Raw genomic sequence first — 10,390 nt, forward strand, 5'->3', positions numbered from 1 at the left:
CGGCGGGGGCTCGGGGGCGCCCGGCGGCGGAGACTCGGGGGCTCCCGGCGGCGGCGTCACCGGTGTCGGCTTCGGGGTGGCTGCGGGCAACGTCTCCGGGCACATCTCGTTCTGCGCCGCGTCGATCACGACCTTGGGGATCCCGTCGGCGATCGACTTGCCGAACCGGTCCTTGGCCGGACGGCCCCGCCGCAGGTTCTGGCAGATGATCTCACCGAACTTCAGTGCGCCGGACGACGAGTTCAACCCGGGGGTGTTCTGGTACTTGAAGCCGTGCGACTCAAGGTAGGCGAGGTAGCTCTTCTCGTCGGCCTGGGCCGGCGCGGCGGCGAATATCAGGGTTCCGGGGATCAGCGTCATCGCCGCCAGCCGCCACATCATGGGACAGAACTGTAGACGGTGGCGGCCGGGGCGACACGCTCAAGTGGCGGCGAGTCAGCGCAGCCGGCGCAGCCCGCGGTACTGCGCGAAGGCGAACGATGCGGTGTAGACGGCACTGGCGAGCAGCGCCGCGACGCCGAACCCGGTCAACGGCAGCACACCGGTCTCGACCACCGCGATGGCCGCGACGGTGCACACCACATTGGCCGCCAACACGCCGATTCCCGCCCGGCGCAGCTCCGGCAGCGCGGACAGGAAGTACACGGCCACACCGTAGAGCACGCAGAAGGCGGCAACCGCGTATTCCTGGACCGCGCTGAGGCCGGTCAGGGCCGCCATCGGGCGGGCGGCGAACACACCGGCCAGGCCGATGACCCCGGTGGTGACGGCGTCGGCGCGCAGCGCGAAGCGCAGCAGTGAGTCGGTCGAGTCGGACAGGACCGGGGTGGTGACGGCGGTCATGGTGAACTCCCTTCGTGGTTCGGCCGGGACGTCCGGGAGACGTCTGAGAACACCCCCGACATTGCTCGCGGGCCACTGCCACTTCGACCCGGGAAACTGCCAAGCACTGCCACCCGCAGGTCAGAGCCCTGACGACACCGCCATGCGGCCGCGCAGGTCGGCGGCGATCACCCGGGCGCCGGCGTTCTGCCAGTTGTGCAGCGATCGCTGCGGCACCTCGGTGACCAACCACTGCCAGGCCTGCCGGGCGGTCGGATCCAGCCCGGCCGCGGTGGCGTTCTGCGCGTAGGCGCGCACCCCGACCACGTAGGGGAAGTACAGGGCGTTGTAATAGCGCCACTCTTCGGTGGTGCCGAACTCGCCGCCGTCGCGCGGCTTGAGCGCGGCGATACGGTCGGCCAGCAGTGCCTTGAGCTCATTGGCTCGTTCCAGCGGCGCGTCCGGCGCACCGCGGGCCGCCAATCGTTCGTCGATGGTCGGCAGCGCCGTCAGCGGGCTGGCGACGAGTTTGGACAGGTCGCCGTAGTGGGCCAACGCCCGCCGGGTCAGCCGGACGAAGGTGTCCTCGTCGACGTCGTCGAGCGGGCCGGTGGAACGCAGCGCCAGCGCCGCCTCGGTGTCGCGCAGGGCGGCGCGGTCGGCGCGCAGGGTCGGCGACCGCCAGAACGCCAGTCGGTCCCAGAGCCGGGCAAGCCGGTCGACGAACACCTGAACCTCGATCGCGATCGCGATGGTGGTGAACAGCAGCACCGTCAGTGTGGTCTGGGCGGTGGGCTCATCGCGCGTCAGCACCAGCCCGATCAGCAGCTGGCCGCCCAGCAACCCGGCCATCGCGGTTGCGGCCAGAAACGAGCGCAACATGTCCAGCCGCAGCGCCTGGCCCTCGTCGAAGGCGTCCCACAGCGCCACCGCCAGACCGAGCAGCAGCACGTCGACGCCGGTGCTGGCCAGCGCGATCCCGCTGGGGATCACCCCCAGCGGGATGATCAGGATCGCGTTGGCGAGGGCGAAGAACAGCGTCGCCACGATCACCACGCCGAGCACCGAGCCGGGTTGCGAGGGCCGGGTCACCGCTTTGATCATCGCCCCCAGCGTCGACAGCGAGATCACCGCGAACAACATCCAGTGCCCGGCGCGCAGCGGGCCGTCGACGCTGCCGGCCCACGCCGCCCCGACCAGTGCGGCGGCGGCGACCAGGCCGATGAGAGCCATGTCGCGCCCACGGCCCGACCAGCGGTCGCAGGGGCGGGCCAGTTCCAGCAGCACCGCGAACCACGCCACTCCGGGCAGCACGGCCAGGTAGATCTCCAGCTTGCCGAGCAGCACCGGCTGCCACACCGCACGCACGGCGTCGGCGGCGACCACCGCCGCGAACCCGCACAACCCGATGGCGGCATGCACCAGCACGGGCTTGCGCGGGTCACGCGCCAGCAGGTACATCCCGAGCCACCAGCTCAGGGTGAACACCAGCGCAGACAGCACGATCACGCCGACTACCGCCCGAATCTCCGGTGCCGCACGCTGTAGTCGCGCAGCGCGCGCAGGAAATCGACCCGGCGGAACGCCGGCCAGTGCGCCTCGGTGAACCACATCTCCGAGTAGGCGCTCTGCCACAGCAGGAAGCCGGACAGCCGCTGCTCCCCGGAGGTGCGGATCACCAGGTCCGGGTCCGGCTGGCCGGAGGTGTACAGATTCTCCGAGATCCCCTCGACGGTCACCGCGTCGACGAGTTCCTCGGCGGTAGCACCGTTGGCCAGTTCCTTGCCGAGCAGGCCGCGCACGGCGTCGACGATCTCTTGGCGGCCGCCGTAGCCGACGGCGACATTGACATGAAGGCGGTAGCCTGCGCCATCGGAACCCGCTGCGCTTGCTGTGCTCGCTGTGCTCTCTACGGCCTCACGCAGCCGGCGGGCGGGCTCGTCGCCCAGCAGCGCCAGATCGCCGACCGTTCGCACGCTCCAGCAGTTAGCGGGCGCGCAGATCTCCTCCACCACGTCGGTGATGATCTCGATCAGCGCGGCGAGTTCGGCGGGGTCGCGTTGCAGGTTCTCGGTGGACAGCAGGTAGACGGTGGCCATCTCGATGCCGGCGTCGGCGCACCACCGCAGCATTTCGGCGATCTTGGCCGCGCCCATCCGGTAGCCGTAACTGACGTCTTCGTAGCCGGCATCGCGCGCCCACCGCCGGTTGCCGTCACAGAGCACGGCGATGTGACGCGGCAACGCGGATCGGGAGGCCGCGAGCCCCTGCCGGAGGCGCAGCTCGTAGATCCGGTACAGCGGTTCTTTCAGGCGCGCGGGGATGATCGCCACAAAAACCCAGACTACTGTGATCGGCAGTACTTGCCGCGAATCGCATCCGGGATCGCTGGAGGAAAGGTTCATGAGCACACACACCGAGACCGTCGCCGAGCCGGACCCCGGGGATCTGCCAGCGGACGTCGTGGTGGCGCACGCCAGGCCCCGGGCGCGCGGCTGGATTCACCTGGTGTCGGCGATCGTGGCGGTCATCGCCGGTGCCGCGCTGATCGGGGTGACCTGGCCGCTGGCCGGTGTCGAAGCCGGGCTGGCGACACTGGCCTACACCATCTCGGTCGTCGGCATGTTCGCCGTCAGCGCCACCTATCACCGGGTGACCTGGAAGTCGGTGCCCGCCCGGATCAGGATGAAGCGGCTCGACCACGCGATGATCTTCATCTTCATCGCCGGCACCTACACCCCGTTCGCGCTGCTGGCGATGGACCACGGCGCCCAGGAACGACTGGTGATGACCATCGTTTGGGGCGGTGCGCTGGCCGGTGTGGTGCTCAAGCTGTGCTGGCCGACTGCTCCGAAGTGGGTCGGGGTGCCGCTTTATCTGCTGTTGGGCTGGGTGTCAGCGTTTTTCATCGCGACGATCATGCACAACGCCGGAGTGGCCGCGATGGTGCTGCTGACCATCGGCGGCATGCTCTACAGCATCGGCGCGATCATGTACGCGCTGAAGTGGCCGGACCCGTGGCCGCAGACGTTCGGCTACCACGAGTTCTTCCATGCCTGCACCGCGGTGGCCGCGGCATGCCAGTACGTGGCGATCTGGTTCGCCGCGCTGTCCTAGCGCCGGCGCTACAGCTGGGTGATGTTCTCCGCCGACCAGTAGGCCTTCATCCCGGCGATCTTGCCGTCGCCGTCGAACACCATCACGTCGATCGGCTCGATGCGCATCCGGTGGTCGCCGTTGGTGATGGTCAGCGCGAAGTGGAACGCCGCCTCGTTGCCGGCGACCCGCAGCGTCACCAGCTCGCTCTCGCGCTGCAGGCCGGTGATCGCCGAGTAGAAGTTACGGATGGCCTGGTGGCCGATATGCACCTCGCCGCCGACCGGGTCCTCCAGGGTGGCGTCGGTGGCGTAGAGCTCGACCAGGGCGTCGGCGTCGCCGCTGCCGACCAACTCGATGTAGCGATGGACGGTCTCGGTGATGGCCTGTGTCCGATCGGGTGCGCTCGTCATGTGCCGCAGGTTACACCGGTAGCCGGGCCCGCGGGCACTTCGAGTGCCGCGGCCAACTCCGCCGCGCCGGTCACCGGCTGATCGCACACCGGGCCGCGGCAGACGTACGCGGCGTCGGCGCCGCCGATGCGGTCCCGCCCCGCCAACAGTTCCGACGAGCCGGGCGCACCGCCGACGACGATCGCCCCGCCGGGTGCCAGCCGGCGGGCCTCGGCCAGCAGCACCGAGTCCGCGGGGTCGCAGGCCACCGCGATCTGCAGCGGTCCCCGGATGAAGGCCTCGGCCACGGCCAGCCAGTGCCCGACCGAGCGCGGCGCGCGGGCCAGCAGCGCGCTGTGCGCGGCCAGAGCGTCGGATGCCGCCCGCCGATAGGTCTCGCTGCGGTCGGCGCCGGCAAGGTGTGCCGCGGCCAGCAGCGCCTCGGTGACCAGCGCCGCCCCCGACGGCGTCGCCCCGTCCAGCGGATCGCCCGGGCGCAGCATCAGCGCTTCGGCGTCATCGGCGCTGTCGAACCAGCGTCCCGGCTGTGCCGGATCGGCGAAGTGGGCCAGCGCGGTGTCCAGCAGACCGGTGGCGGCGTCGCGCCACCGCGGGTCGCCACTGAGCTGATACACGCTGAGCAGCCCGGTGGCGAGCGCGCCGTAGTCCTCCAGAATCGCCGCGCTGTCCCCCACCCGGCCACCGAGGCTGGCCCGGCGCAGCCGCCCGTCCACCAGATGCAGTTCCAGCAGTTCGCCGGCGCAGCGCTGCGCGGCGGCGGCCAAACCCGGATCTCTCAGCGCCACAGCGGCTTCGGTCAAGGCGGTGATCGTCAGCCCGTTCCAGGCGGTGACCACCTTGTCGTCACGGTCGGGCTGCACCCGGGCACGCCTGGATTCCAGCAACCGCTCACGCACCCGGTCGAAGCGTGACGGATCGCCGGGGTCGACCGGCAGTTGCAGCACCGAGGCGCCGGATTCGAACGTCCCGCTCACAGTGACCCCGAAAAGCTCTGCGGCCCAACGTCCGTCGCTCTCGCCGAGCACCTCGGTCAGCTGCTCGGGTGTCCACACATACGTCGAGCCCTCGCGGCCGTCGGCGTCGGCGTCCAGCGAGGAGATGAACATGCCCCCATCGGACAGCTCCTCGAGCAGGAACCGGGCCGTCTCCGCGGTCACCCGGGCGGCCAGCGGGTCACCGGTGCGGCGAGCCCAGTGCGCGTAGGCCCGCAACAGCAGCGCATTGTCGTACAGCATCTTTTCGAAATGCGGTACCACCCAGGCGTTGTCGACACTGTAGCGGGCGAAGCCGCCGGCGAGCTGGTCGTAGATGCCGCCGCGGGCCATCGCCGCACCGACGCGGACCACCGCGTCCAGCGCCGGGCCGGCCGTGGTCCGTTCGTAGTGGCGCAACAGGGTTTCCATCAGCGCCGACGGCGGGAACTTGGGTGCACCGCCGAAGCCTCCGCGTTCGGTGTCCTCATCACCCAGCACCGCCGCCACGGCGCCGTCGCACAGCATCGCGTCGACGGGCGGGCCGTCGCCGGGCAGTCCGGCGGCCATCGCACGCAACTCGGCGGCGATGCGCCCCGACGCGTCCTCGACCTCGTCGCGACGCTCGCGCCAGGTGGTGCTGACCGCCGAAAGCAGGTTCAGGAACGTCTCTTTGGGGTAGTAGGTGCCGCAGTAGAACGGCCGCCCGTCCGGAGTCAGGAAACAGGTCATCGGCCAGCCGCCGCGGCCGGTGAGCGCGATGGTGGCGTTCATGTAGATCGCGTCGATGTCCGGGCGCTCCTCCCGGTCCACCTTGATGCAGACGAAGCCGTCGTTCATCGCCTCGGCGACTGTCGCGTCCTCGAACGATCCGTGGGCCATCACGTGGCACCAGTGACAGGCCGCATAACCGACCGACAGCAGGATCGGCACGTCGCGCTCGGCGGCTTGCGCCAGCGCCTCGGGCGTCCACTCCTGCCAGTGCACCGGATTGTCGGCATGCTGCCGCAGATACGGACTGGTGGATTCACCGAGACGATTGGCCATGACTAACCTGCGGCCTAGCCCGCCGAGTCCGGCCCCGGGTCCAAGGTGCCCTCGTCGGCGGCCTGGTCGGCGGCCGGATCCTCCCGGTCGAAGGATTCCGGCACCCGCTTGAGGTGCCGGTTCATCGACCACACCAGCCCGAACGTGCCGAGCAGCAGCAGTACGACCACCAGCAGGCCGAATGGGCTGGCCTTACCGAAGTCCGGCCCGGTTTCCCGGGGCACATCGTCGGCCAAGAGCCAAAGTGTGGTCAGCAGAGCATGATTCATCAATTGTCCTCGATCCCGGCGAACAGGTCGGTCTCCGGCAGGATGATAGGCACCCTGGACCGGGCCAGCTCGAACTCCTCGGTGGGCCACAGGCGTTGCTGCCACTCGATCGGGGCGGCGAAGAAATCGCCGTTCGGGTCGATCTGGGTGGCGTGCGCGCGCAGCGCGTCGTCGCGCTGGTGGAAGTACTCGGCGCAGTGGATCCGGCTGGTCACCCGGTCGGCGAAGCTGTCGTGGTCGGGTTTCCAGCGCTCCAGCCACTTGGCGAACGGCCCGATCTGCCCGTTCCGGGCGAACTCGTCCTGCAGCAGCTGCATCCGCTGCCGCAGGAAGCCGTGGTTGTAGTACAGCTTCGAGACGTTCCAGACATCGCCGGTGTGCGGGTAGCGGCGGTAGTCGCCGGCGGCCTCGAAGGCGGCCACCGAGACCTGGTGGCAGCGGATGTGGTCGGGGTGCGGGTAGCCGCCGTTCTCGTCGTAGGTGGTCATCACGTGCGGCCGGAAATCGCGAACCACCTGCACCAGGGCTTCGACGGACACCTCCAGCGGCACCAGCGCGAAGCAGTCCTCCGGCAGCGGGGGCAGCGGCTCACCCTTGGGCAGCCCGGAGTCGACGAAACCCAGCCAGTGATGCTCGACGCCGAGGATCTCGGCGGCCTTGGCCATCTCGTCGCGGCGGATCTCGGCGATGTGACCGTGCACGTCGGGCAGGTCCATGGCCGGGTTGAGGATGTCGCCGCGCTCGCCCCCGGTCAGCGTCACCACCATCACCCGGTGGCCGGCGGCAGCGTAACGGGCGAGCGTCGCCGCACCCTTGCTGGACTCGTCGTCGGGGTGCGCATGCACCGCCATCAACCGCAGTCCGCTCATGTGCACGTTCCCCTTTTAGCCCCTATAGTTCCCGTTGGTTTCGGCCTCCATCGTTCCACCATGGGCGGCGGGCGCGTTAACCGATCCCGACTCACGACCATGGGGCATACCGCACGATGACCGACTCGACGCCGGCCCGCTACGGCGACACCCGCGGCCGCGCCCTGCCACGGCGCCTGCTGGCCATCATGCTGGGCGCGCTGGCGATCGTGACCGCCACCGCCGTCGCTGTGCTGGGCTTCAAACGACTGACCACCGCCGACGTGAAAGGCGAGCTGTACGGCTACGAGGTGGTCGACGACCAGACGGTGACGGTGAAGATCAGCGTGACGCGATCCGATCCGTCCCGCCCGGCGGTCTGCATCGTGCGGGTCCGGACAGGTGACGGCAGTGAGACCGGCCGGCGTGAAGTGCTGATTCCAGCGTCGGAGTCGTCGACCCTCCAGGTGACGACGATCGTCAAATCCTCCCAGCCACCGCTCATGGGCGATATCTACGGGTGCGGCCCCGACGTGCCTGATTACCTGCGGTCGCCCTGATTTTCCGGTGGTACCCTGTATGGATACACGGTTCCAGGTGGGACCGTGTATTGCTGCATTAGAACGACTGCATTACTAACGACGTCGACCCCCACTGGCTGCTATCGCCGGGTCCGACGACATGAGGAGCACAGTGACATGACGGACACCCAGGTGACCTGGTTGACGCAGGAGTCGCACGACCGGCTCAAGGCCGAGCTCGACCAGCTGATCGCGAACCGTCCGGTGATCGCCGCGGAGATCAATGACCGCCGCGAGGAGGGTGATCTGCGGGAGAACGGCGGCTATCACGCTGCCCGCGAGGAGCAGGGTCAGCAAGAGGCCCGCATCCGCCAGCTGCAGGAGCTGCTCAACAACGCCAAGGTCGGTGAAGCCCCGACCCAGTCCGGGGTGGCGCTGCCCGGTTCGGTGGTCAAGGTGTTCTACGACGGCGACAAGAGCGACACCGAGACCTTCCTGATCGCCACCCGCCAAGAGGGGATCAGCGAGGACAACCTCGAGGTGTATTCGCCGAACTCACCGCTGGGCCACGCCCTGCTCGGCGCCAAGGAAGGCGAGGAGCGCAGCTACACGGTGCCCAGCGGCAACACCGTCAAGGTGACCCTGGTCAGCGCGGAGCCCTATCGCCCCTGAGCCCAACCGGTCCGGCGCCGGCCGCTCAGCGCAGCGCCTGCTTGAGATCCTCGAGCAGGTCATCGATGTCCTCGATGCCGACCGAGAGCCGCACCAGATCGTCGGGAACCTCCAGTTGCGAACCGGCCGTCGAGGCATGGGTCATCGCGCCCGGGTGTTCGATCAGCGACTCCACCCCGCCCAGTGACTCGGCCAGGATGAAGATCTCGGTTGCGGCGCACAGTTTCTCCGCAGCTCCCCGACCGCCGTGCATCCGCACCGACACCATGCCACCGAACCCGCGCATCTGGCGCGCGGCGACGTCGTGGCCCGGGTGGCCGGGCAGGCCCGGATAGAGCACGGTGTCGACGGCGGCTTGCCCGGCGAGGAACTCCGCCACCGCGGCCGCGTTCTCACTGTGCCGCTGCATCCGCAGCACCAGCGTCTTGAGGCCCCGCAGCGTGAGGTAAGCGTCAAACGGACCGGGGACCGCCCCGGCGCCGTTCTGCAGGAACGCGAAGGCGGCGTCGAGTTCCTCGTCGTCGGTGACCAGCGCGCCACCGACCACATCGGAGTGGCCGCCGATGTACTTGGTGGTGGAGTGCAGCACCACGTCGGCGCCCAGCGTCAGCGGCAGCTGCAGCGCCGGCGAGGCGAAGGTATTGTCCACCAACACCTTTGCACCTGATTCCCGGCCGATTGCGGCGATGCCTTCGATGTCGCTGATCGACAGCAGCGGATTGGTGGGCGTCTCCACCCAGATCAGCCGGGTCTGGTCGGTGAGTGCGGCACGCACCGCGTCCAGGTCGGACAGGGCGACCGGCGTGTAGGCCACACCCCAATCGGTGAACACCTTGTCGATCAGCCGGAAGGTGCCGCCGTAGGCGTCGTCGGGGATGATCAAGTGGTCGCCGGGGCGCAGCATCGCCCGCAGTGCACAGTCCGTGGCGGCCATCCCGGAACTGAACGCCCGGCCGTACCGGCCCTGCTCGACGGCGGCCAGTCCGGTCTCCAGCGCTGTTCGGGTCGGGTTGCCGGTACGGGCGTACTCGTAACCGCCCCGCAGGCCGCCGACACCGTCCTGGGCGAACGTACTGCTCGCATAGATCGGGGCATTGACGGCCCCGGTGGCCGGGTCGGGCCGGTAACCGGCGTGAATCGCCGCGGTGGAGGGGCCGATCGGGCCGTGCAGGCGGCTCACCGGATCGGCAGACAGACAGTGGTCATGATCTTGTCGGCCAGCGTCTGGCGTTTGGCGTCCCACAGCGGGAACAGGTAGCCGATGAACAAGATGATGCCGTCGATGATGTGGGCCAGTTGTCGCACGATCGACATCCCGAACCCGATCGGCTGACCGGTGATTTCGGAGACCACTTTGAACTTCATCACCGATTTGCCGATGCTCGATCCGGTGGTTCCCTGCCGGTAGCCGTAGTTCCAGAGTCCGAAGCCGAAGGCCCCCAGCCAGCCGAGGAACATCAGCAGGGCGCCGACGGTCGACGGCGTGACCGTGCAGGCGAACCCGGCCGACGTGGTGATGCACTCCCGTTGTGCGGTGGACCCGGCGATCATCGAGGGAATCCCGTAGATCACCAGCATCGGGAAGGAGTCGATGAAGTAGGCGCCCACCCGGGTGAGCCACGACGTGTAGGACTCCTGCGGGAGGTCGCCGACCGGGCTTCCGACCGAGGCGTACCCGGGGGCAGGCGGGGGGTAGTTGCCCGGCGGCGACCTCCCGCAGGAGTCCTACTC

Annotated in this window: 12 protein-coding genes and 1 pseudogene; 3 read left to right on the top strand and 10 right to left on the bottom strand. The window is 69.1% G+C overall.

Annotation, left to right across the window (positions count from 1 at the left end; genetic code table 11):
• The 4 genes from AWC24_RS18680 to AWC24_RS18695 form a co-directional block, all read right to left on the bottom strand.
• A partial coding sequence (locus AWC24_RS18680; RefSeq protein ID WP_109560561.1) for a DUF732 domain-containing protein occupies window positions 1–381 on the bottom strand: 381 nt, incomplete at its 3' end.
• A 54-nt stretch (window positions 382–435) separates the two neighbouring features.
• Window positions 436–843 (bottom strand): hypothetical protein, encoded by a 408-nt coding sequence (locus tag AWC24_RS18685; protein ID WP_085087884.1) that lies wholly within the window; start codon window positions 841–843, stop codon window positions 436–438.
• A gap of 120 nt (window positions 844–963) precedes the next feature.
• Complete coding sequence (locus tag AWC24_RS18690) at window positions 964–2,331, bottom strand: hypothetical protein (protein WP_109560560.1); 1,368 nt, start codon at window positions 2,329–2,331, stop codon at window positions 964–966.
• 5 nt (window positions 2,332–2,336) lie between these two features.
• The gene (locus tag AWC24_RS18695) at window positions 2,337–3,155 is read right to left on the bottom strand and encodes a (2Z,6E)-farnesyl diphosphate synthase (RefSeq protein ID WP_085087886.1); all 819 of its coding nucleotides are present in this window, start codon (window positions 3,153–3,155) and stop codon (window positions 2,337–2,339) included.
• Between the two features lie 70 nt (window positions 3,156–3,225).
• Here AWC24_RS18695 and trhA point away from each other — a divergent pair, with 70 nt between their 5' ends.
• Window positions 3,226–3,939, top strand: a complete 714-nt coding sequence (trhA, locus tag AWC24_RS18700) for a PAQR family membrane homeostasis protein TrhA (RefSeq protein WP_085087889.1) — start codon at window positions 3,226–3,228, stop codon at window positions 3,937–3,939.
• An 8-nt stretch (window positions 3,940–3,947) separates the two neighbouring features.
• On the opposite strand, the gene AWC24_RS18705 is transcribed toward trhA, so the two are convergent.
• From AWC24_RS18705 to mca, 4 genes are read right to left on the bottom strand one after another with little or no spacing between them, the layout of a single operon-like run.
• Window positions 3,948–4,331, bottom strand: a complete 384-nt coding sequence (locus AWC24_RS18705) for a nuclear transport factor 2 family protein (protein ID WP_085087892.1) — start codon at window positions 4,329–4,331, stop codon at window positions 3,948–3,950.
• The gene (locus AWC24_RS18710) at window positions 4,328–6,349 is read right to left on the bottom strand and encodes a thioredoxin domain-containing protein (protein WP_085087895.1); all 2,022 of its coding nucleotides are present in this window, start codon (window positions 6,347–6,349) and stop codon (window positions 4,328–4,330) included. The genes AWC24_RS18705 and AWC24_RS18710 overlap by 4 nt, the downstream gene beginning before the upstream one ends.
• A 14-nt stretch (window positions 6,350–6,363) precedes the next feature.
• Window positions 6,364–6,618 carry a hypothetical protein gene (locus tag AWC24_RS18715; RefSeq protein WP_013827971.1) on the bottom strand — a complete coding sequence of 85 codons (255 nt, stop codon included), beginning with the start codon at window positions 6,616–6,618 and terminating at the stop codon, window positions 6,364–6,366.
• Window positions 6,618–7,487 carry a mycothiol conjugate amidase Mca gene (gene mca / locus AWC24_RS18720; protein ID WP_085087898.1) on the bottom strand — a complete coding sequence of 290 codons (870 nt, stop codon included), beginning with the start codon at window positions 7,485–7,487 and terminating at the stop codon, window positions 6,618–6,620. The genes AWC24_RS18715 and mca overlap by 1 nt, the downstream gene beginning before the upstream one ends.
• A 116-nt stretch (window positions 7,488–7,603) precedes the next feature.
• On the opposite strand from mca, the gene AWC24_RS18725 reads away from it, so the two are divergent.
• Together AWC24_RS18725 and greA are read left to right on the top strand one after the other, a co-directional pair.
• Window positions 7,604–8,026, top strand: a complete 423-nt coding sequence (locus tag AWC24_RS18725) for a DUF4307 domain-containing protein (RefSeq protein ID WP_085087901.1) — start codon at window positions 7,604–7,606, stop codon at window positions 8,024–8,026.
• Window positions 8,027–8,164: 138 nt separating this feature from the next.
• Window positions 8,165–8,659, top strand: coding sequence for a transcription elongation factor GreA (gene greA, locus AWC24_RS18730; RefSeq protein ID WP_085087904.1), 495 nt, complete (start codon window positions 8,165–8,167; stop codon window positions 8,657–8,659).
• 25 nt (window positions 8,660–8,684) lie between these two features.
• On the opposite strand, the gene AWC24_RS18735 is transcribed toward greA, so the two are convergent.
• Window positions 8,685–9,839: a cystathionine gamma-synthase gene (locus AWC24_RS18735; RefSeq protein WP_085087906.1), complete on the bottom strand. Its 1,155-nt coding sequence runs from the start codon at window positions 9,837–9,839 to the stop codon at window positions 8,685–8,687.
• Window positions 9,836–10,366: pseudogene (locus AWC24_RS18740) on the bottom strand (Rv1078 family RDD domain-containing protein); the annotation flags it as partial. The pseudogene AWC24_RS18740 and the gene AWC24_RS18735, both read right to left, overlap by 4 nt.
• Between the last annotated feature and the right edge of the window lie 24 nt (window positions 10,367–10,390).

This window comes from Mycolicibacter senuensis, from assembly GCF_002101885.1.
GTDB classification, from domain to species: domain Bacteria; phylum Actinomycetota; class Actinomycetes; order Mycobacteriales; family Mycobacteriaceae; genus Mycobacterium; species Mycobacterium senuense.

Coding starts and splice junctions, on each gene's coding strand:
- AWC24_RS18685 (WP_085087884.1), bottom strand. CDS start 843: ATGACCGCCGTCACCACCCCGGTCCTGTCCGACTCGACCGACTCACTG.
- trhA (WP_085087889.1), top strand. CDS start 3,226: ATGAGCACACACACCGAGACCGTCGCCGAGCCGGACCCCGGGGATCTG.
- AWC24_RS18705 (WP_085087892.1), bottom strand. CDS start 4,331: ATGACGAGCGCACCCGATCGGACACAGGCCATCACCGAGACCGTCCAT.
- AWC24_RS18710 (WP_085087895.1), bottom strand. CDS start 6,349: ATGGCCAATCGTCTCGGTGAATCCACCAGTCCGTATCTGCGGCAGCAT.
- AWC24_RS18715 (WP_013827971.1), bottom strand. CDS start 6,618: ATGAATCATGCTCTGCTGACCACACTTTGGCTCTTGGCCGACGATGTG.
- mca (WP_085087898.1), bottom strand. CDS start 7,487: ATGAGCGGACTGCGGTTGATGGCGGTGCATGCGCACCCCGACGACGAG.
- AWC24_RS18725 (WP_085087901.1), top strand. CDS start 7,604: ATGACCGACTCGACGCCGGCCCGCTACGGCGACACCCGCGGCCGCGCC.
- greA (WP_085087904.1), top strand. CDS start 8,165: ATGACGGACACCCAGGTGACCTGGTTGACGCAGGAGTCGCACGACCGG.